Genomic DNA, 21,075 nt, shown 5'->3' with positions numbered 1-21,075 from the left:
GTTGTGCCGGTTTTCCTTTCTTAATAATCAATGCCTTTTTGCCGGTCGTCAGACCGGCTTTTTATTATCTGCTCGCCGCAAATGGCGAGTGTCTGTCAGGTCTCGAGGTCGGCAGTGATATCCGGTACGAAGTGCTGGCTGGTCAGGGGCGGGCGCTCATACCCTTCGGTCTTGATGGGGGGGAGGCTGATGGGCTCATAGTGGATCACCTCATAGGGCACCTTGCCCAGCAGGTGGGCGATGCAGTTGAGGCGGGCACGGCGCTTGTCGTCCGCTTCTACCACGAACCAGGGGCAATCCTCGGTGTCGGTGTAGGTGAACATGTCATCCTTGGCGCGGGAGTATTCGACCCAGCGCGAGCGGGACTGCAGGTCCATCGGGCTGAACTTCCAGCGCTTGATGGGGGTGTTGATCCGCTCCTTGAAGCGCTTCTCCTGCTCCTCATCGGAGACCGAGAACCAGTATTTGATCAGGGTGATGCCGGAGCGGATCAGCATCCGCTCGAACTCGGGGCAGGCGCGCAGAAACTCGCGATACTCGGCGTCGCTGCAAAAGCCCATCACCCGCTCGACCCCGGCCCGGTTGTACCAGGAGCGGTCAAACAGCACCATCTCGCCAGCGGCGGGCAGGTGGGCGACATAACGCTGAAAGTACCATTGGGAGCGCTCCCTGTCTGAGGGGGCGGGCAGCGCGGTCACACGGCAAACCCGGGGATTCAGGGGCTCGGTGATCGCCTTGATGACGCCCCCCTTGCCAGCGGCGTCCCGTCCCTCGAACAGTACCACCACCTTGAGCCCCTCATGCTTGACCCACTCCTGCAGCTTGACCAGCTCCTCCTGCAGGTGGGCGAGGTGGTGTTCATAACATTTCTTGTCTAGGCGTGGCCGCTTCTTGCTCTTGTCCTTCGGCATCTTCTTCTCCTCTTTGAGTCCCTTCTTGCCGTCACTTCAGCTTGCACCAGGGAGAGTCGACTGCCAAGGGGGACGTGATACACTGCCCGCCCATCGCTGGCAACAGGAGATAACATGAAGCATTTTATGGAGATAGCGGGCCGCCGGATGGCCTATCTGGATGAAGGGCAAGGGCCGGTGCTGCTGTTTGGTCATAGCTACCTGTGGGATAGCGCCATGTGGGCGCCGCAAATCGAGGCGCTCAAAGGGAGTTATCGCTGCATCGTTCCCGAGCTGTGGGGCCACGGCGATTCCGATCTGCTTCCGGAAGGCGCCTGCACGCTGGCAACCCTGGCGCGCGATCATCTGGCGCTGCTCGATGCCCTCGGGGTCGACGAGTTCGTGCTGGTGGGCCTCTCCATCGGCGGCATGTGGGGTGTGGAGCTGGCGCGCATGGCACCAGCTCGCCTCAAGGGACTGGTGCTGATGGACAGCTTTGTTGGCCTCGAGCCGCAGATCACCTGCGAGCGCTACCTCGGCATGCTGGCGATGATCGAGCAGCTTGGCACTGTGCCGGCGCCTATCGTCGAACAGGTGGCGCCGCTCTTTTTTGCCAATCAGCCTGATGAGGCGCTGATGAGCGGTTTCAAGGCGCGCCTTGCCGCCTGGCCAAAGGATAAGATTGCCGCCATGGTCGCGGTGGGCCGCAGCTTTGTGACCCGTGAAGATCGCATCGAGTGGCTGGAGGAGATCAGCACTCCTGCCTTGGTGATGACCGGCTGCGAGGACAAGGCGCGCCCGGTGCTGGAGGGCTATCTGATGGCCGAGGTGCTGGGTTGCCCGTTCAGGGAGATCCCGGCAGCCGGCCACATCTCGTCGCTGGAAAATCCGGCCTTCGTCAATCAGCAGCTGAGCGGGTTTCTGGCGGCGCTATCAGCCTGAATGGGCAGCCTGAAGATGGTCGTGAAAAAGGGAGCCGAAGGCTCCCTTTTGTTTGTTCTTATCTCACAGCGCATCACCGTTACCAGATATAGCCGAGCGCAAATCCTGCATAGAGTTCGCCATCGTGCTGGACGATGGGGCTGTTTTTGATGTCCCGATCATACAATTCGTAGTTCATGGCGAACATGCCAATCCAGTTGGGACTGAAGCGGTAGCTGGTGATGAGGGCCGCCATCGGGGAGAGGGTTGAGCCCGTATCCCAGGCTGGACGCTGGGCTGTGGCCTCGCTCTCGGAGATGCCGCCGAAGTAGTAGTTGGCCATCTTGTCGCTGCGCAGCATCACCCCCATCCCCGGCATGATGAGCAGGTTGTTGCGCTGGATGGGGAAGTCGGCCCACAGCAGCAGCTCCTGACCCTTGCTGCGGCCGGTGATATCGCTGTTGGCCCGCACGGTCAGCAGGGCGTAGGGGGTGATGATGTTGCCACCGATCCCGCCTTCCAGCTGCCATTTGCGCTGTTCCATGCCGCTGAAGGCGGGCGAATCCTCGGGATCCAGATTGCCAAAACGCACCCGGCCATAGCCGTACAGGGCGAGGTTCTCATCTTTGTGGAAGTAGTAGCGCGCCCGATCGCCGAGAAACATGAACTGCTTGCCGAAGTAGATAAAGCCTGGGATGGCGTAGGTAGCATTATCCTGCGCCTCATAGCGGGCCTGTCCTCCGATGAGCGCCGCTCCAGCGACAAAGCCTTGTGGCACCGGGCTGGTGGGGCTGTCGCTGGTGAGCAGATCCATGGAGCCAAGGTCGATATCGGCGCGGGCGGGCAGGGCGGCAGCGAGGAGCAGGGCCGTCAGCCCTACCGCTCTGATTTGACGAAAAAAGGTCATGGACACTCCGTTGTCACGATTGCATGGGGAAGCGGGTTATTTTGCGGCGCTCGGCAGATCTTCGCGTTTTGGCCAGGCATTGATCACTGCCTTGACCAGGGTGGCGAGGGGAATGGCGAAGAAGACCCCCCAGAATCCCCACAATCCGCCAAAGACCAGCACGGCGATGATGATGGCGACCGGATGGAGGTTGACCGCTTCCGAGAAGAGCACCGGCACCAGCAGGTTGCCATCGAGGGCCTGAATGACCAGATAGGCCACCATCAGCCAGGCGAACTCCGGGGTGAGGCCCCACTGGAACAGGGCCACCATAGCTACCGGCACCGTCACCACGGCGGCGCCGATATAGGGGATCAGCACCGAGAAGCCGACCGAGACCGCCAGCAGCACCGAGTAGCGCAGCCCCATCAGGGCGAAGGGGACATAGGTGGCGATGCCGACGATGAGGATCTCGATCACCTTGCCACGGATGTAGTTGATGATCTGGTTGTTCATCTCGACCCACACCCGGTTGACCAGGGTACGGTTGCGCGGCAGGAAGCGGCGCAGGCTGCCCATCAAGACCCGCTTGTCTTTGAGCATAAAGAAGACCATCAGCGGTACCAGAATGAGGTAAATCATGATGGCGACCACGTTGACCAGCGAACTGAGGGAGGCGCTTACCAGATGCTCGCCGCCACTGAGGATGCGCTGGCGAATATTGTCGATGACGGTCTCCACCAGACTGACGTCGATGAGCTCGGGGTATTTGTCAGGCAGGGTGCGCACATAATCCTGAGCGTGGGTCAGCATGGCCGGCGCCTCTTTGGCCAGATTGATCCCCTGGCTCACCAGCGTCGGGATAAGACCCAGCAAGGAGGCGACTGCTACCGCAATAAAGAGGATCAGAATGACGCTGGTGGCCAGGGTGCGCGACAGCCCCGCTTTTTGCAGCCGAGCGACCGGCCACTCCAGCAGATAGGCCATTACCAGCGCCACCAGCAGGGGGGCCAGCAGATCGCCAAACAGCCAGATGATGGTGAAGCAGAACACCAGCAACAGGAAAAGGGTAACGGCATCGGGATCGGAAAAACGGGTCTGATACCAGCGCTTCAATACTTCTAACATGACGGCATCCTTACATCACTGGGGCTCAAGATGGTTGTTTCGCCCCGACAACCAACTGCAAAGAGAGGGTATTGTCCGCTTCTTGCTGCATCTCGACATGGTGGCCCTGACGGTGCAGATAGGCTGGAATATCCTGCCGAGAGCCCGCATCGGCCAGCCGGATGGCGACGGTTTGACCGCTTTGGGCCTTACTTAACCATAGCTTGAGTCGGATCAGCGGCTCGGGGCAACGCCAGGGGGTCAGGTCGAGAACTTCCATGGGGGCTCCATCAGGCAGGTGGCCGCTATTATGGCCGTGATAAGGGCGTGAAACAACGCTTGTAGCCCTTGATGGGCAAGGGTATTCTGCCGAGGCCCTTTCTGATGGAGATAGAGATAACGTGGCACGCTTTTCCCCCCTGATGGCATCGCTTCCCCTGCTGGCTTCCCTGATGGGCGCCACGTTTCATGCCGAGGCCAACAATCAGCTTCCCGACATCGGCACGGCCGGGGTGGCGGCCCTGCCTATCGAGCAGGAAGTGCGTTACGGCAACGCCTTTATGCGTTTTGCCCGTGCCGGCTTGCCGATCATCGATGATCCGGTGCTGAGCCAGTACATCGACGATCTGGGTCAGCGACTGCTGACCAACGCCGATGGGGTGCGTTTCCCGTTTACCTTCTTCCTCATCAATGATCCCAGCATCAACGCGGCCGCCTTCCTCGGCGGGCGAGTCAAGGTGCACACTGGTCTATTCCTCTACGCCGACAGCGAGAGCGAGCTGGCCTCGGTACTGGCCCACGAAATCACCCACGTGACCCAGCGCCATATCGCCCGTTACATGGAGGCGCAGGCGAGTAGCTCGGCAGTGACCCTGGCCGGTCTGGTGGGCTCCATCGCGCTGGCGGTGATCAACCCGACCGCCGGTATCGCCGCGCTGCAGACCACGCTGGGCCTCTCCATGCAGTCCGCCATCAACTACACCCGTGACAACGAATATGAAGCGGATCGCATCGGCATGAAGACGCTCTATGATGCCGGTTTCGATCCCATGGGGATGGCCAATTTCTTCCAGAAACTGGCTGCCGAGTACCGTTACGCCAGCAAGCCGCCGGAAATGCTGCTCACTCACCCGCTGCCGGAGACCCGGATCAGCGAGGCCCGCGCCCGTGCAGGCAGTTATGGCCGCCGCGACTTGCCGCCCAGCCTCGACTTCTGGCTGGCCAAGGTACGTATTCAGGTGCGTTTTGGTACCGATACCCCGCAGGGGCTGCTGAGCTACTTCGATACCCGGATCCAGAAGGGGGATTACCCGCTCAAGGATGCCGCCATCTATGGCAAGGCGCTGGCGCTGATCCAGCTCAAGCGCACTGACGAGGCGGATACTCTGATGCAGGAGCTGGCGGCCCGTCATCCGGAAGATCTCTTTATCGTCGATGCCCAGACCGACATCGATCTGGCCAAGGGACGCAGTGCCCAGGCCATCGCCCGGCTCGAGAAGTTCCGCAGCCGGATGCCGGATAACGAAGTGGTGGTGGTCAACCTCGGCAACGCCTACCTCGAGAGCGGCAACTACAAGAAGTCCATCGCCATCCTCGACCCCTATGCCCGTGCCCATGAAGAGAACAATCTGGCCTGGAATCTGCTCTCCGACGCCTATCGCAAGGCGGGCAGAATGACCGAGCTGCATATGGCGCGGGCCGAGATGCTCTCGCTGCGCGGGGATTATCAGGCGGCCATCGACGAACTGATCGTGGCGCGCGGTACCACTAGCGACCGGATGACCCTGGCTCGTCTGGAGGCGCGCATCACCGAGCTGGAGCGGGCCAAGAAGGATCTCGACAGCCTCAAGGGCTAACGAAACCTGGCATTGACCTATCAAACAAGGGCGCACCACGGTGCGCCCTTGTTGTTTATGGCGGTGGCGTGATGTACATGACGGTGATAGCAGCGATGGGCTAGTGACTCATGCTGCTGGCGGTCGCCTTGAGCATCTCGATCTGCTGCTGGTCGAGCTCGCCGACCAGCGTTTGCTTGAGCTTGCCCTCGCTATCAAGCAGATAGCTGGTGGGCAGGCCGCTTGGGCGAGGGAAGGGAAGCTTGGCATCTTCATTGGCAATCAGCAGCGGCACCTTGATCTCATATCGGGTTGCCAGTTGCCCCAGCTCTGCCGGCGTGGTCGGGTCGTAGTTGATCGCTACCACAGCGATCTCGCCTTCCTCCGCCAGCGCGTTGAGGCGCGGCATCTCCCGCAGACAGGGGGCGCACCAGGGGGCGAAGTAGTTGACCAGCAGCGGCTTGCCGGCAAAGTGGCGCAGGCTGACCGACTGCCCTGTTGCATCGGTAAATTCGGGGGCGGGCGTGCAGGCGCCCAGCAGGCCAGCCACAATCAGCCAACAAATTCGTTTCAATTCCTTTCCAATGCCGCTTACCCTGACCATCACTTTCCCCTACAATAGCGCCGTTTCTAGTCCCATCTTGCGATTAATCAGGGAGTTACCATGAGCGAGACCCAAATCTACCACAATCCGCGCTGCTCCAAGAGTCGCGAAACCCTGGCCCTGCTGGAACAGCACGGGATCGCCCCTGATGTGGTGCTCTATCTGGAGCAGGCCCCGAGCGAAGATGAGATCCGCAACCTGCTCTCTCTGCTCGGTTTTAGCGATCCGCGCCAGCTGATGCGCACCAAGGAAGATCTCTACAAGGAGCTGGGCCTCAGTGAAGTGAACGGCGACGCCCTTATTCGTGCCATGCACCAGCATCCCAAGCTGATCGAGCGCCCCATTGTCATCAAGAATGGACAGGCCCGTATTGGTCGCCCGCCGGAGCAGGTGCTGGAGATCCTCAAGTGAGCACCCGCTTCGCACGTTGGCTGACCCTGGTCGGCTTCTTCGGCCTGCTGGGCTGGGTCATCCTCTGGCATCTGTGGCTGTCACCCCATCCTGACCTCAACCCCTGGCTGCTGCCGGTGATCTGGACGGTGCCGCTGCTCTTCCCCCTCAAGGGGATAGTGCAGGGCAACCCCTACACCCACGCCTGGGGCAACTTCGTGTTGATGCCCTATTTCCTGCACGCACTTACCCTGATCACTACAGATGAGGGGGAGCGGTGGCTGGCGGTGGTGGAGCTGCTGTTCACCACCCTCGCCTTTGTCGGCACCATCTATTACGCCCGACTGCGTGGTCGGGAACTTGGCCTCAGCATTCGCAAAAAGAAAGACGAAGCCAACTGATGACAAACGCCCCGCAAGGGGCGTTTTTTTATGGGGAAGCAGGCCTATCCAGAGGGATCACTGTGCCCCTTTGCGCTGCCCGATATTGGGCCAGCTGTTGCTGGCTAAAGTCCATCAGCTGGGGATAGAAGCGCAGAAACCCCGCCTCGCATGTTTGCCACTGCGATTCATCGAGGGTCAGCAGCGCCTCTCCCAGTGGTACCGGGCGGCGCAGGCGGCGACCGATGCCATTCAGCGCTTGCCCCAGCCCCTCCCTGTTGCGGTAGGAGGCGATCCAGTTCTGCTCGGCCATCCGCTTGAGGGGGCGTGGCAGTCCATCCGGCAGGCGTGGGTGATCCGCCAATAGCTGGTCATAACTGCGTTGCAGGAAGCGGGGCAGGGGCTCGGTGCTGAACAGCCCCCAGTGCTGGCTCAGCCAGTGGTCGTAGATCATATCCACCACTATGCCGCCAAAGCGGCGCCAGGGGGCCTCGAAACAGGCGACGGCCGCCTTGTGCTCGAGATGACCATCGGTGAAGGCGTCAATTTTGCGGTGTAGCCAGATCCCCTCATCGAAGTGGGTGGCAAGCCCCGTGGGCAGCGTGCCTTTGACGAAATCGCCGAGCAGATTGCCGGTGAGGGAGCTTCGGGTGTGGGCAGCCAGATGGAGATGGGCCAGAAAATTCATCGGTAGCGGTGGGTCTGTTATGGAATGGCAAGGTGCTTCGAGCCTAACGGATCCCGCCCGCCTTGGCCATGATCGGGATTTTGCTACTGCCCGGCGGCTGCCTCTTGCCGGGCAAAATTCGGGCGTGCTAAGGTGATGCCATCTTTGTCACAGGACGCGACAAACCACCATGATGCGCAAAGCCAGAGGCTTTTTTCTGGCCTTCTACTTCAAGCCTTTCTACCTCTCCGAGTGGTTCGACGAATAGATCGACCCCCTGGAGCAGTTCACTGACGCCCGCTCGGGCGTGATCTCGCTCATCCAGATTTTGCCGCTTTTGGTCATCGCATGCATTCGCCTGCGGTGCCTTGTCCGCGCCTGTGCGCTTTTTATGTAATGGAGTACTCATGATGAAGATCAGACTGACCCTCTCAGCCCTGTTTGTTGCCAGCCTGCTGGCCACCCCCGCCATGGCCAAGGAGTGGAAAACCGTGCGCTTCGGGGTGGAGGGGGCATACCCGCCCTTCTCCTGGACCGATGCGTCGGGTGAGATCAAGGGGTTTGATATCGATCTCGCCAACGCCCTGTGTCAGCAGATGGCGGTCAAGTGCGAGCTGGTGGCGCAGGATTGGGATGGCATGATCCCGGCCCTGCTGTCGCGCAAATATGATGCCATCATCGCCGCTATGTCGATCACCGACGAGCGGCGCCAGAAGGTCGATTTCACCGAGAAATATGCCCATATTCCCAATCGCTTTGTGGCGGCCAAGGGGACCGAGCTGACGTTGACCCCGGAAGGCATGGCGGGCAAGCGCATCGGGGTGCAGCGGGCCACCACCCACGACAAGTACCTGACCGACAATTTTGGCTCGAGTGTTACCATAGTCCGTTACGGCAATGCCGATGAGGCCTATCTCGATCTGAAAGCGGGTCGGGTACTTGCCCTGTTGGCCGATGCCTCGGCCATCGAGCAGGGGCTGCTTGGCAAAGAGGGGGGCGACAAGTTCGACTATGTGGGGCCCGCCCTGACCGATCGCCAGTGGTTTGGTGATGGGATGGGGATCGCCGTGCGCAAGAGCGATAAGGAGCTCAAGGGCAAGCTGGATGAGGCGATCAAGGCCCTGCGTGCCAACGGCACCTATCAGCAGATCAACCAGAAGTACTTCAAGTACGATATATATGGTGGTTGACGGGGGGAGGGAGCTTGCTCCCTCTCTTTTCATTGGGCAAGCGACAATCGTGCAAGGAGGATCGCCATGTTGACCCTGATCGAGGGGGCCGAGATCTTCAGCCCTACCCACCTTGGCCAGCAGGATCTGCTGGTGGCCGATGGCCGTATCGCCTGGATGGGCAAGGGGTTGACGGTGCCCGCAAACTGGCCGCTGCATTGGGTCGATGGTCGAGGCCGCTATCTGGTGCCCGGGTTGGTGGATCCGCTGGCCCATATTACCGGCGGCGGCGGTGAGGGGGGCTTTGCCTTTCGCACCCCGGAGCTGGCGGCGAGCGAGGCGCTTATGGCCGGTGTCACCACCCTGGTGGCGGCGCTTGGCACCGACAGCCTGACCCGCACTCCTGCGCAGGTGCTCGGCAAGGTGCGCGAGTTTCGCGCCGCCGGGGTGAGCGCCTTTATGTATACCGGCTCCTACCATCTGCCGGTCAAGACCCTGACCGGCACGGTGGAGTCGGACATCATCCTGATCCCCGAGGTATTGGGGGTGGGGGAGGTGGCCATCTGTGACCACAGATCCAGTGCGCCGACCCACGACGAGCTGGCCAGGCTTGCCAGCGAGGCGCGGGTGGCCGGGCTGCTTGCGGGCAAGAGCGGGGTCAGCTTCTTTCATGTCGGGGATGGCAAGGGGGCATTGGCGCCTCTGCGCACCCTGCGTGATGAGACCGATATCCCGCTGCGCCAGCTCTATCCTACCCACTGCAACCGCAACCCCTGGCTCTTCGCCGAGGCCATCGAGTGGGGCAGGGAGGGAGGCTGGGTAGATCTCACCACCTCGAGCTTTCCCGATCTGCTGGAGGATGGCGAGCGGCTTGCCGCCGATGCGCTCCTCGAGCTGTTGGCCGCCGGTGTGCCTGCCGCGCGCATCACCTTCAGCTCGGATGCCAACGCCAGCCTGCCGCGCTTTGATGGCGAAGGGCGGCTAATCGAGATGCGCTGCGGCCAGATTGCCAGCCTGTGGCAGCAGTGTGTGCGCGCGACCCGGCTCGGTGTCTCGCTGGAGACGGCACTGACCGTGGTAACGAGCAATCCGGCGCAGGCGCTGGGGCTCGGCAGCAAGGGGCGTATCGGGGTCGGGCAGGATGCGGATCTGCTACTGGTGCACGCCCGGACGTTTGCTATCGAGCGGGTGATGAGTGGCGGCCAGTGGCGCGAATAAGGCTGCGGGCAATATCGCAGCCAGAGTGAGTGCGTGGTTGATCCAACCAGCAAAAGCCCGACAACAAGGTCGGGCTTTTTTTGTCTGCAGTGGGGAAATAAGGCTTAGATCGCCAGAAACCCGAGGATCAGGATGGGGCCGAGCAGGCTCAGGATAAAGCCGGAGACGATGGCTACCGGTACCACCTGAATGCCCCCTGATTTCTGGATGACCGGCAGGGTGAAGTCCAGCGCTGTGGCGCCGCCGTAACCGATAGCCGCCGAGGGGTGGCGACGCATCAGAACCGGGATGATCAGGATGGCGATAAGCTCGCGCCCAAGATCGTTGATAAAGGCAGCAGAACCGAGCACCGGCCCCAGTTTGTCGGCCACCAGAATGCCGGAGAGCGAATACCAGCCGAAGCTCGAGCTCATCGCCAGACCATGGGCAAAGGGCATGCCCAGCAACTGGGCCGCCAGCAGGCTTCCCAGCCAGCTGCTGAGGATGACGGTGGCGGCTATCTTCATCCCCCAGGGGTTGAGCAGGATCTGGCGCAGCCGCATGCCGGAGTTGCGCATCTGCACCCCGATGAGAAACAGCAGCAGCATCAGGGCCCACTCGCTCCACTTGTCGATGGGCAGTGCGCGCAGATCCACCAGCAACCCGAGCAGCACACCGCCGAGCACCACAAAGCAGAGCTGCAGGGATTCCCACAACAGGTGTAGCTTGCTCGGCATCTTGCTATCACTCGCCTCGTGGGTCGGTGGTGTGCGCTTGTCGAGCCACCAGAGGGCCAGCAGGTTGCAGACCGTGATCGCGGTCAGCATCACCCCGGCGACCTTGAAGATCACCGCCAGATTGCTGCCCAGGTTCTCCACATAGGCAAGCCCGAGACCCATCAGAAACAGAATGAGGTAGACCATCTTGCCCAGACTCTGGTTGACCAGCTTGATCAGCCGGGCAGAGGAGAGGGGAACCAGATAGCCGATTGCCAGTGGCAACAGGATCAGCAATACATTGAGCAGCATCGAGGCCTCGATCACAAAAACTGATAAAAACACCACCTTATCATTACTTATTGGCTCTGTGTCACATATCTCTCGCTTTCATGGTCAAAAACAGCCCTTTTGGGGGCTAATTGTTACTTTTTTGCCACAACCGCTCTGTTTGATAAGGCTCTGTGCGAGCCCGAGTGCACCAATAAAATCAAGTTGATCCGATCTGGGGGTCTGATATTTCGTTCTGCAAGGGTGTGCATAAAGCCATTTTGGTGCCGGTTTGGCACACATCACGCTTTTCTCTTGCCACTGATATGATTGGGGTATAAAAAGGCGTTATCGGAACAGCTATTGAAACGGCTGTTTATGCAAACAAAGTGCTGAAAAATACGCAAAGAGCGAATAAAAATAGAGCGAATCCTCTGAAGACCTTCGTTCTGTATTGTTTTTTCACTATCCGGGTGATATTTTCGCTGAAGGTTGCCATCGGTTAACTTTTTGTTAAATGGACGATGGTTGAGTCACGCCCCTGCGGCGTCTAGGGACAGACAAGGTTGTAATGGATGAGCGACGTTGCCGCACTGGAAGTACGTGATCTGCACAAATATTTTGGCACCCACGAAGTGCTCAAGGGCATCGACATGACCGCCCACAAGGGGGATGTGATCTCCCTTATCGGCTCCTCCGGCTCGGGGAAGTCGACCTTTCTTCGCTGTATCAATCTGCTCGAAACCCCCTCATCCGGCACCGTCTCGCTCCATGGCGAGTTGATCCGGATGAAAACCAGCCGCGCCGGCGAGCGGTTGCCCGAGGATATGCGTCAGGTGGAGCGGATCCGCAGCCGACTGGCCATGGTGTTTCAAAGCTTCAATCTCTGGTCACACATGACCATCATGCAGAACATCATCGAAGTGCCGATCCAGGTGCTCAAGGTCCCTCGCGCCGAAGCGATGGCCAAAGCGGAGCTCCTGCTCAACCGGGTGGGGTTGTGGGAGCGGCGTGACTACTATCCCGGCCACCTCTCCGGTGGTCAGCAGCAGCGGGCCGCTATTGCCCGTGCGCTTGCGGTGGATCCCGAGGTGATGCTGTTTGATGAACCCACCTCGGCACTGGATCCCGAGCTGGTAGGCGAGGTGCTCGGCCTGATGCGCGAGCTTGCCGAAGAGGGGCGCACCATGCTGGTGGTGACCCACGAGATGTCTTTTGCCCGGGATGTATCGAACAAGGTGATGTTTCTGCATCAGGGGCGGGTGGAAGAGGAGGGTAATCCCAAGGAGATTTTCGCCCATCCCAAATCCGAGCGGTTCAAGCAATTCATCTCCTCCATCTACTGATGGCGAGATGCCTGGTTACCCAACCCACTGTTTTATCAAGGAGAGATACATGAACAAGCTGATGCTGGCGACAGCCATAGTCACTGCCCTCGCGTCCGGTAGCCTGATGGCCAAGGAGTGGAAAGAGGTCCGGATCGGGGTTGAGGGTGCCTATCCCCCCTTCTCCTGGACCGAGCCCAGTGGCGAGGTGAAAGGCTTTGATATCGACATCGCCAACGCCCTGTGCGAAGAGATGAAGGTGAAGTGCACCCTGGTCAAGCAGGACTGGGACGGCATCATTCCAGCGCTGCTGTCGCGCAAGTTTGACGCCATCATCGCCACCATGGATATCACCGAAGAGCGCAAGAAGAAGGTGGACTTCACCCAGAAGTACCAGCACATTCCGGCCCGCTTTGCCGCCAAGAAGGGCACTGACGTGCAGCTCGACAAAGCCTTCATGGAAGGGAAAACCGTAGCGGTACAGCGTGCGACCTCCATGGATACCTTTATTACCGACAACTTCCCGAACGCCACCATCAAGCGTTACGGCACTGCCGATGAAGCTTATCTCGATCTGAAGTCTGGCCGTGTCGACTATGTGCTGGCCGACTCCGCCGCCATCACCGACGGTCTGTTGAAGAAAGAGGGGGGGGATGCCTTTGAATTCGTCGGCCCGAAACTGACCGATCCCAAGTGGTTTGGTGAAGGTGCCGGTATTGCGGTGCGCAAGGCTGACAAGGATCTGAAAGAGAAATTCAACGCCGCCATTCTGGCGCTGCGTGCCAATGGCAAGTACAAGGAAATCAACGACAAGTACTTCGAGTTCGACGTATACGGCGAGTAAAAACCGGAGCCGTGTACGGTGAGTCATTCGCCACATAGATAGCGAATAACAGGCCGACCGGCTCACCTCGTCAGTCGTCATCGGGCCCGTTCTCTCCGTGTGGAGCGATGGGCCCTATTAATTGCAATGGAGCTGCATCTGACCGTGTTAGGGATGTGGGTTCTCTTGTTGTTCAGAGGCATCAGCCCACTCGATAAGTTGCAATGGAGCTGCATATGTTTGATTTGAAAGGATACGAAGCCTCGCTGCTGGAGGGCGCCTGGGTCACCCTGGAAGTAGCGCTGGCCTCCCTGCTGCTGGCTCTGCTGCTCGGCATGCTGGGGGCGCTGGCTAAACTCTCCCCCTACAAGTGGGCCAGGGCTATTGCCACCGGTTACACCACCATTATTCGCGGTATCCCTGATCTGGTGTTGATGATGCTGCTCTTCTTTGGCGGCCAGGTGCTGATCAACGGCATCTGCAGCTGGGTCAACGAGGCTTACAACAGCTTTTTACTTGAAGGCAATCCCAATCAGGAGTGGGTCTCCCTGCTCCCGGATTATGTGGATATCAGCCCCTTTGTGGCCGGTGTCGCGACCATAGGCTTTATCTTCGGCGCCTACATGACCGAGACCTTCCGCGGTGCCATTCTGGCGGTAGACAAGGGTGAGCTGGAGGCCGCACGTGCCTTTGGCATGCGGGCAACCCAGGTGTTTCGTCGTATTTTGTTTCCGCAGATGATGCGCCATGCCCTGCCTGGATTTGGCAATAACTGGCTGGTACTGCTGAAAACTACCGCGCTGGTCTCCATCATCGGCCTTGATGACATGGTGCGTAAAGCCTCGCTGGCTGCGGGCTCGACCCAGCAACCCTTCACTTTCTACATGGCCGTGGCGCTGATATTCCTGATCTTCACTGCCGTCTCCACCTCGGCGCTCAAGTGGGCCGAGCGTAACTATGCCATCAAGACGAGGTAAGCCATGTCGTACTCAATGCAGTCATCCGTTTACTGTGGGCGTCGCGGTGCCAGTGCCGAGCGTCACTACATCACGATGAAGACGAGGTAAGCCATGGATTTCTCAATCATTCTCAAAGAGTGGCCCACCTACTGGGAGGGGCTCTATACCACCGTCTGGCTGGTGGCCCTCTCTCTGATCCTTGGGTTGATGCTGGCGGTGCCCATGGGCATCCTGCGCAACAGCCGCAACTGGCTGATCAAGGGGCCAATCTGGGCCTATATCTACTTCTTTCGCGGCACCCCGCTGCTGGTGCAGCTCTTTATCATCTACTACGGCGCCGCCCAGTGGGAGTGGCTGAAGAACAGTGCCGCCTGGTCGCTCTTCTCCGAAGCCTGGTTCTGTGCGCTGCTGGCTTTCACCCTCAATACCGCTGCCTATACCGCCGAGATTGTGCGCGGGGCGGTACACAATATGCCGCGTGGCCAGATTGAGGCTGCCAACGCCTTTGGCATGACCCGCTGGCAGACCCTGACCCGGATCATTTTGCCCAACTCGTTTCGTCGAGCGCTGCCGGCTTACAGCAACGAGGTGATCTTTATGCTGCAGGGCTCGGCGGTGGCGGGCATCATCACCATCGTCGATCTGACCGGCGCGGCGCGGATCATCAACTCCCGCTACTACAGTCCGTTCGAGGCCTTTTTGACCGCCGGGCTGCTCTATATGCTGCTCACCTTTGTCATCGTCTGGCTGTTCAAAAAGTGGGAAGCGCGCTGGCACGCCCACCTGCGCCCGCGCAATGTGTAAGGTGTGATCTGCCAAGATGGCCGAAAATGGCCCCGCCTGTTGCAGGTGGGGCCATTTTTTATCTTCATCGTCTGCCCGCCCGGTTTGCCAAATGGCGGACGAGCAGGGAGAATGCAGCACTCCCGAGCGCCGCCAGTCGTTGGCTGCATGCCTTATTCCCCAGTTCCCGAGGTTTTATGTACCGGATATTGTTTGAGCATCCCGCTTTCCTGGTTATCGACAAGCAGCCCGGCATCGGCATGCATGACGAGAAGGGGGACGGAGAGACGGTCAATCCGGGGCTGGTCAATCGGGTGAAGGCCGATACCGGGCTCACCCTCTATCCGGTGCACCGACTCGACAAGATGACCTCCGGGCTGGTGCTGCTGGCTCGCACCACAGAGGCGAACCGTGAGCTGAGCATGGCCTTTGCGGCCCGCGAGGTGAGCAAGCAGTATCTGGCGCTCTCCGATCGTAAGCCCAAGAAGAAGCAGGGTTGGGTGAAGGGGGATATGCAAAAGGGGCGCGGCGGCAGCTGGATGCTGGCGCGCACGCTGGAAAACCCCGCCATTAGCTGGTTCGATTCGGTCTCGGTGCGGGAGGGGCTGCGGCTCTATCGCATCAAGCCGCAGACCGGCAAGACCCACCAGATCCGGGTTGCCCTCAAAAGCATCGGCGCCCCCATTCTCGGGGATGAACGCTATGGCGGCACGCCCGCAGAGCGCGGCTATCTGCACGCCTGGCGACTGAGTTTTACGCTGGCGGGCGAGCCGTTCGACTTTGTCTGCCCGCCCGATGTGGGGAGTGAATTTGTCACCCCCGAGCTCACGGCCGCCATCGCAGCCCTTGCGCCCTGATGCTGATGCGCCCAGCGTCTGACACAATGATCCATTCAGCGAAAGCGCGTGATCCTGACGGACGTGCACCGCGCTGGATCCTGGCCGACTTTGACGACACCCTGGCCCCCGGCGACAGCCACGCCGGTCTGCTGCGCTATATCCTGCGGCGCCGGATCTGGCCGCTGCTGTTGCTGCCGGTGATTGCGCTGGGTGGGTTGGTCTATCTGGTGCCCAGCCAGCGGCGGCGCGGTATCTCCCTTATCTGGTGGGCCATAACGCTTTGGCTCTCTCCCCTCGGTTGGCGCAAGCTGGTGCGCGCCTATTGCCACACTCGTCCGGGGCTCTTTCGCGAGGCGCATCGGCTGCTTGAAGAAGAAGGGCATCGCTGCTGGGTGATCTCCGCCAGCCCGCGGGCGCTGGTGCGTGCCCAGCTCTATCAGCAACTGCCCGGCCAGTTGCCCCACCGGATTATTGGCTCGCAGATGCACTACCGGTTAGGCGGCCTGATGCCGCGCTTCTACTGCCACGGTCAGCACAAGCTGCTGCCGGAGATCTGCGCCCTTGATACCGAGCTGGCCTTGAGCGACAGCCTGCACGATCTGCCGCTGCTGGGGTTGGGGAAAGAGGCGTGGTTGATCAATCCGACGCCCACGCGACTGCAAAAAGCCCGTGCCCGCTTGCCCCATCTGATGGTCAAAAACTGGCAACTGTAAGGCAAAGCTGACAGCCATGCGGGTCGTCACACTTTGATCCGCAAGGCTACGGCTTGAATGTCACAATCCATTTACATCTTTTGCTGCCAGCTGCGAAAAACTATCTGCAACCTGCCTCTTCTCTTCCTGCTACGCCCTGCCTCTAATGAAACAAGTTGTTAACACTTGCTGCGCCGCTGCGTGCCGCAATCCGTTTTAACCGAATCAAGAGCAAGGAGCGCCCGATGAATGCCACCTCTTCCGCCACCCATACCATCAATCCGTTAGGCACAGATGGCTTCGAGTTTGTCGAGTACACGGCGCCCGATGCCAAAGGGATTGCTGCCCTCAAGAGCCTGTTTGTGTCGCTGGGGTTTGCCGAGGTCGCCAAGCACAAACACAAGCAGTGCTGGCTCTATCGGCAGGGGGATATCAACTTCGTGGTCAATGCCGAGCCCCACTCCCAGGCGGAGCAGTTTGCCAGCCTGCACGGGCCGAGCGTTTGCGGCATGGCATTTCGGGTGAGCGATGCGGGCAAAGCCCAGCAGTTCGCCATCGCCAAGGGGGCCAAGCCCTTTATCGGCAAGATTGGCCCCATGGAGCTCAATATTCCCGCCATCTACGGTATCGGCGAGAGCACCCTCTCCTTTGTCGACCGCTATGGCGACAAGGGCTCCATCTACGATGTAGATTTTGTCTTCTACCCCGACTGGCAGGCCCGGATGGCGGAGGTGGATGCCGGTCTCATCGAGATCGATCACCTGACCCATAACGTCCATCGCGGCAATATGGATGTCTGGTCCAATTTCTACGAGCGGATCGGCAACTTCCGTGAAATTCGCTACTTCGATATCGAGGGCAAGCTGACCGGGCTGCATTCACGCGCCATGACCGCCCCCTGCGGCAAGATCCGCATTCCCATCAACGAGTCGGCGGATGACAAGTCGCAGATCGAGGAGTACCTGCGCCAGTACAAGGGGGAGGGGATCCAGCACATCGCCATGGCCTCCAGCGATATCTACCAGACTATCCGCACCCTGCGCAGCTGCGGTACCGGCTTTATGCCGACCCCGGATACCTACTACGAGAAGGTGAACAGTCGGGTTGAGGGCCATCAGGAAGATCTGGCAGCTCTCAAAGAGCTGCGCATCCTCATCGACGGTTCCCCTACCAAGGATGGCATCCTGTTGCAGATCTTCACCGATACCGTGATAGGCCCGGTCTTCTTCGAGATCATCCAGCGCAAGGGCAACGAAGGGTTTGGTGAGGGCAATTTCAAGGCGCTGTTTGAATCGATCGAGCTGGACCAGATCCGCCGTGGCGTGCTGGATGGCGGCGAGGATGAGAAGGGTGCCCGCAAAGAGGGAGCGAGCAATGCGTAACTGGATTAACTTTCCCCATCGGGAGGGAACCCACTCCCGGCAGGCCCATGCCGACCTGCCCGAACAGGCCATCTATGAGCGCGAGCTGGGAAGAAGCGGCTTTTTCGGCCCAGCTACCCACATGCACCACAAGCATGCCCCCACCGACTGGAGCAGTTGGGAGGGGCCGCTGCGGCCACGGCTGTTTGACCTCAATGCCCTCCAGGAGGAGGTGAGTTCCCTCTCCCCCTGGGTGGCTCCCGACATTCTCAGCAACCCCCACTGCCGCTACCGAGTCTGGCGGCTCTCCGAGGCGATGCCGTTTCTGGTGCGCAATGCCGACGGCGACGAGCTGCTCTTTATCCACGAAGGGAGCGGCGAGTTCTTCTGCGACTATGGCCACCTGACTCTGCGGGACGGCGACTATGTGGTGATCCCCCGTGGCACTATGTGGCGCATCGAACCCTGCACCCCCATGTTCATCCTGATGATCGAGGCGACTAACGATAGCTATCAGCTGCCGGACAAGGGGCTGGTGGGCAATCACGCCATCTTCGACCCGGCAGCGCTGGATGTGCCCGCCATCAACGAGCGCTTTTTGGCCCAGCAGGATGAGAATCCCTGGTCGCTGCAGGTGAAACGGCACGATCAGGTGTCGGTCATCACCTGGCCCTTCAACCCGCTGGATGCACAAGGGTGGCACGGCGACTTGTGCGTGGTGCGCCTCAACTGGCGGGATATCCGCCCGCTGATGAGCCATCGCTACCATCTGCCGCCGTCGGCCCATTCGACCTTTGTGGCGAGCCGCTTCGTGATCTGTACCTTCGTGCCGCGCCCCATCGAGAGCGATCCCGGCGCCCTCAAGGTGCCCTTCTATCACAGCAATGACGATTACGACGAGGTGCTCTTCTACCACGCAGGGGACTTCTTTAGCCGGGACAATATCGAGCGGGGCATGGTCACCTTCCATCCCGCCGGTTTCACCCACGGCCCCCATCCCAAGGCGTTTGCGGCAGGGCAGGCCTATGCCAAGAAGTTCACCGACGAGGTGGCGGTGATGTTAGATACCCGCGATGCGCTGAACGTCGGCAGTCTGTGCGAAGGGATCGAGAACACCCGGTATGTCTCCAGCTGGCAGCGCCCGGACGCGGCTGCCGGCAAATAAGGAATCGCTTATGAAATTGGCAACATTGAACAATGGCAAGCGCGATGGCGCTTTGGTGGTGGTGAGCCGGGATCTGAGCCGGGCGGTGCGGGTGAGTGACATTGCCCCGACTTTGCAGGCCGCCCTCGACGAGTGGGCCGAGGTTGCCCCCAGGCTGGAGGCTGTCTATCAGCAGCTTAACGAGGGCCGTGTGGCCGAGGCGTTCCCCTTTGACGAAGCGTCTTGCCTCTCTCCGCTGCCGCGTGCCTATCAGTGGGCCGATGGCAGCGCCTACGTCAACCACGTGGAGCTGGTGCGCAAGGCGCGCGGCGCCGAGATGCCGGAAAGCTTCTGGCACGATCCGTTGATGTATCAGGGGGGCTCCGACAGCTTTCTCGCCCCCCGTGGCCCCATCGTGATGGGCTCCGAGGAGTGGGGGATCGATTTCGAGTCTGAAGTGGCCATCATCACCGACGATGTGCCGATGGGGGTAAGCCCGCAAGGAGCCGCCAGTCACGTCAAATTGCTGATGCTGGTCAATGACGTGAGCCTACGCAACCTGATCCCGGGGGAGCTGGCCAAGGGCTTTGGCTTCTTCCAGTCCAAACCGTCCAGCGCCTTCTCGCCGGTGGCCATCACCCCGGATGAGCTCGGCGATGACTGGCGCGATGGCAAAGTGCATCTGCCGCTGCTGACTCACCTCAATGGTGCGCTGTTTGGTGCGCCAGAAGCCGGGGTGGATATGACCTTCAACTTCTTCGAGCTGATTGCCCACGCCGCCAAGACCAGACCGCTCGGGGCGGGCTGCATCATCGGCTCGGGCACCGTCTCCAACTACGATCGCAGCGCCGGCTCATCCTGCATCGCCGAGCGTCGCATGCTGGAAATTCTTGATTGTGATCAAGCTATAACCTCCTATTTGCAGTTTGGTGATAGAGTGTCGATCGCGATGGAAGATCGCTCTGGCCAAAACCTGTTTGGCACCATCTCTCAACAGGTGGTGTCAGCGAACGGTCAGGGAGGTTGATGACCAGCGCCGGTTGGCGGCAAACCTATTCGGGATATGTCCGGATCACGACGAGCCCTCAACCGGTGCCGGATACACAAGGAGGCAGGTGGCGAGCACCTGCCGGGCTTCGGGCCCAGATAAGATGCAGGGACAGATTATGTTGCAGTTGTTTGGCTATTGGCGTTCGTCGGCAAGTTTTCGGGTGCGGATCGTGTTGCAGCTCAAGGGGCTCGCCTACGAGCAGCACCCCATCAATTTGCGGCAAGGCGAGCAGAGCGAGAAGGCCTATCGCCGGATCAACCCGCAAGGGCTGGTGCCGTTTCTGGTGGATGGCGATGTACAGATCGGTCAGTCGGTTGCCATCATGGAGTACCTTGATGAAATCTATCCCGCCTACTCTCTGATGCCCTCAGCGCCCGACGCGCGGGCCCGGGTGCGCCAGATCGTCAACATGATCGCCTGCGATATCCACCCCCTCAACAATCTGCGGGTACTCAACTATCTGGAAGAGCACTTCAGGGTCAACAACGAGCAGGAGGCCCGCTGGTATCGCCACTGGATTGACGAGACCTTCACCGCCCTCGAACAGCTGTTGATGACTACCGCCGGTGTCTACTGTGTTGGCAACGAAGTGACTCTTGCCGACTGCATGCTGGTGCCCCAGGTTTACAACGCCCGCCGCTACGACATGACGCTGGACGATTACCCCACCATCCGCCGCATCGTCGCCAACTGCGAACAACTGCAAGCTTTTATCAAGGCGGCCCCCGCCAACCAGCCGGATGCGCAGTGACAACCTGACTTAACGAACATCGCGGGATGGCATCAACACGCCATCCCGCGCGTCACATCTCCTCATCTCTTTATTCCCCCTCTCTGTGTGCTTTGTGTTCTTCGTGTTGACGGCTGAATGTCGCCAATAATCCTTCGCTTGTCACACTTATCAACATTTTGCATCGATTGAGTCTTTATTGTTGGTGTTTTGGGCTGCCAGTCACACTCAAGTCAGTTGATTGGGCCTAGTATCGCCACGCCAGCGGGACAACGGAAAGCAGAGATGCGAACAGGTCGTCTATCAGGGGGCCTTGGCTACCTCTCTGGTTTCCAC

General features: G+C 59.9%; 23 protein-coding genes. 16 read left to right on the top strand and 7 right to left on the bottom strand.

Features of this window, described 5'->3' with window-relative positions; translation table 11 throughout:
• Positions 1-95: 95 nt before the first annotated feature.
• The gene (gene ppk2, locus G5367_RS08100; protein WP_421243947.1) at positions 96-911 is read right to left on the bottom strand and encodes a polyphosphate kinase 2; all 816 of its coding nucleotides are present in this window, start codon (positions 909-911) and stop codon (positions 96-98) included.
• Between the two features lie 114 nt (positions 912-1,025).
• On the opposite strand from ppk2, the gene G5367_RS08095 reads away from it, so the two are divergent.
• Entirely contained in the window at positions 1,026-1,832 is an 807-nt protein-coding gene (locus tag G5367_RS08095; protein WP_421243946.1) for an alpha/beta fold hydrolase, read from the top strand.
• A 79-nt stretch (positions 1,833-1,911) separates the two neighbouring features.
• On the opposite strand, the gene G5367_RS08090 is transcribed toward G5367_RS08095, so the two are convergent.
• The 3 genes from G5367_RS08090 to G5367_RS08080 are packed head-to-tail and all read right to left on the bottom strand — an operon-like array spanning position 1,912 to position 4,084.
• Positions 1,912-2,718 carry a MipA/OmpV family protein gene (locus tag G5367_RS08090; protein WP_421243945.1) on the bottom strand — a complete coding sequence of 269 codons (807 nt, stop codon included), beginning with the start codon at positions 2,716-2,718 and terminating at the stop codon, positions 1,912-1,914.
• Between the two features lie 36 nt (positions 2,719-2,754).
• A complete protein-coding gene (locus tag G5367_RS08085; protein WP_236346777.1) occupies positions 2,755-3,825 on the bottom strand; it encodes an AI-2E family transporter in 1,071 nt (356 codons plus the stop codon).
• A 25-nt stretch (positions 3,826-3,850) separates the two neighbouring features.
• A complete protein-coding gene (locus G5367_RS08080; RefSeq protein ID WP_421243944.1) occupies positions 3,851-4,084 on the bottom strand; it encodes a sulfurtransferase TusA family protein in 234 nt (77 codons plus the stop codon).
• 121 nt (positions 4,085-4,205) lie between these two features.
• Between G5367_RS08080 and G5367_RS08075 the strand changes: the two genes are divergently transcribed.
• The gene (locus tag G5367_RS08075) at positions 4,206-5,660 is read left to right on the top strand and encodes a M48 family metalloprotease (protein ID WP_367949397.1); all 1,455 of its coding nucleotides are present in this window, start codon (positions 4,206-4,208) and stop codon (positions 5,658-5,660) included.
• A 100-nt stretch (positions 5,661-5,760) separates the two neighbouring features.
• Here G5367_RS08075 and G5367_RS08070 read toward each other — a convergent pair whose 3' ends face one another.
• The gene (locus G5367_RS08070) at positions 5,761-6,243 is read right to left on the bottom strand and encodes a TlpA family protein disulfide reductase (protein WP_421243943.1); all 483 of its coding nucleotides are present in this window, start codon (positions 6,241-6,243) and stop codon (positions 5,761-5,763) included.
• Between the two features lie 60 nt (positions 6,244-6,303).
• Between G5367_RS08070 and arsC the strand changes: the two genes are divergently transcribed.
• Together arsC and G5367_RS08060 are read left to right on the top strand one after the other, a co-directional pair.
• Positions 6,304-6,654, top strand: coding sequence for an arsenate reductase (glutaredoxin) (gene arsC, locus G5367_RS08065; RefSeq protein ID WP_108612511.1), 351 nt, complete (start codon positions 6,304-6,306; stop codon positions 6,652-6,654).
• Entirely contained in the window at positions 6,651-7,034 is a 384-nt protein-coding gene (locus G5367_RS08060) for a DUF2069 domain-containing protein (RefSeq protein ID WP_107684428.1), read from the top strand. Before arsC ends, G5367_RS08060 begins: the two co-directional genes overlap by 4 nt.
• Before the next feature lie 28 nt (positions 7,035-7,062).
• On the opposite strand, the gene G5367_RS08055 is transcribed toward G5367_RS08060, so the two are convergent.
• Positions 7,063-7,701, bottom strand: a complete 639-nt coding sequence (locus tag G5367_RS08055) for an ACP phosphodiesterase (RefSeq protein WP_421243942.1) — start codon at positions 7,699-7,701, stop codon at positions 7,063-7,065.
• A gap of 386 nt (positions 7,702-8,087) precedes the next feature.
• On the opposite strand from G5367_RS08055, the gene G5367_RS08050 reads away from it, so the two are divergent.
• Complete coding sequence (locus G5367_RS08050) at positions 8,088-8,870, top strand: ABC transporter substrate-binding protein (protein ID WP_005344726.1); 783 nt, start codon at positions 8,088-8,090, stop codon at positions 8,868-8,870.
• 66 nt (positions 8,871-8,936) lie between these two features.
• Positions 8,937-10,067: a beta-aspartyl-peptidase gene (gene iadA / locus G5367_RS08045; protein WP_421243941.1), complete on the top strand. Its 1,131-nt coding sequence runs from the start codon at positions 8,937-8,939 to the stop codon at positions 10,065-10,067.
• 104 nt (positions 10,068-10,171) lie between these two features.
• Here iadA and G5367_RS08040 read toward each other — a convergent pair whose 3' ends face one another.
• The gene (locus tag G5367_RS08040) at positions 10,172-11,074 is read right to left on the bottom strand and encodes a lysine exporter LysO family protein (protein WP_005344728.1); all 903 of its coding nucleotides are present in this window, start codon (positions 11,072-11,074) and stop codon (positions 10,172-10,174) included.
• 533 nt (positions 11,075-11,607) lie between these two features.
• Between G5367_RS08040 and G5367_RS08035 the strand changes: the two genes are divergently transcribed.
• From G5367_RS08035 to maiA, 10 genes are all read left to right on the top strand, one after another.
• Positions 11,608-12,378, top strand: coding sequence for an ABC transporter ATP-binding protein (locus G5367_RS08035; RefSeq protein WP_005344729.1), 771 nt, complete (start codon positions 11,608-11,610; stop codon positions 12,376-12,378).
• Between the two features lie 49 nt (positions 12,379-12,427).
• Positions 12,428-13,201 carry an ABC transporter substrate-binding protein gene (locus tag G5367_RS08030; protein ID WP_181222260.1) on the top strand — a complete coding sequence of 258 codons (774 nt, stop codon included), beginning with the start codon at positions 12,428-12,430 and terminating at the stop codon, positions 13,199-13,201.
• Positions 13,202-13,416: 215 nt separating this feature from the next.
• Positions 13,417-14,157, top strand: coding sequence for an ABC transporter permease (locus G5367_RS08025; protein WP_421243940.1), 741 nt, complete (start codon positions 13,417-13,419; stop codon positions 14,155-14,157).
• A 93-nt stretch (positions 14,158-14,250) separates the two neighbouring features.
• Positions 14,251-14,943 (top strand): ABC transporter permease, encoded by a 693-nt coding sequence (locus tag G5367_RS08020; RefSeq protein WP_005337302.1) that lies wholly within the window; start codon positions 14,251-14,253, stop codon positions 14,941-14,943.
• 176 nt (positions 14,944-15,119) lie between these two features.
• Positions 15,120-15,779, top strand: a complete 660-nt coding sequence (locus tag G5367_RS08015; protein WP_213388810.1) for a TIGR01621 family pseudouridine synthase — start codon at positions 15,120-15,122, stop codon at positions 15,777-15,779.
• Between the two features lie 26 nt (positions 15,780-15,805).
• Positions 15,806-16,474 (top strand): HAD family hydrolase, encoded by a 669-nt coding sequence (locus G5367_RS08010; protein WP_213388808.1) that lies wholly within the window; start codon positions 15,806-15,808, stop codon positions 16,472-16,474.
• 224 nt (positions 16,475-16,698) lie between these two features.
• Complete coding sequence (gene hppD / locus G5367_RS08005; protein ID WP_213388806.1) at positions 16,699-17,835, top strand: 4-hydroxyphenylpyruvate dioxygenase; 1,137 nt, start codon at positions 16,699-16,701, stop codon at positions 17,833-17,835.
• Positions 17,828-18,979, top strand: a complete 1,152-nt coding sequence (locus G5367_RS08000; protein ID WP_213388803.1) for a homogentisate 1,2-dioxygenase — start codon at positions 17,828-17,830, stop codon at positions 18,977-18,979. The genes hppD and G5367_RS08000 overlap by 8 nt, the downstream gene beginning before the upstream one ends.
• A gap of 10 nt (positions 18,980-18,989) precedes the next feature.
• Complete coding sequence (locus tag G5367_RS07995; RefSeq protein ID WP_213388802.1) at positions 18,990-19,985, top strand: fumarylacetoacetate hydrolase family protein; 996 nt, start codon at positions 18,990-18,992, stop codon at positions 19,983-19,985.
• Positions 19,986-20,124: 139 nt separating this feature from the next.
• Positions 20,125-20,760: a maleylacetoacetate isomerase gene (gene maiA / locus G5367_RS07990; protein ID WP_005344739.1), complete on the top strand. Its 636-nt coding sequence runs from the start codon at positions 20,125-20,127 to the stop codon at positions 20,758-20,760.
• Positions 20,761-21,075: the final 315 nt, after the last annotated feature.

Origin of the sequence: Aeromonas sp. 604282, from assembly GCF_049170575.1 — a bacterium.
Taxonomy (GTDB): Bacteria; Pseudomonadota; Gammaproteobacteria; order Enterobacterales; family Aeromonadaceae; genus Aeromonas; species Aeromonas veronii_A.
The sequence above is the reverse complement of the archived record's forward strand: the minus strand, read 5'-3'. Positions and strand labels throughout refer to the sequence as shown.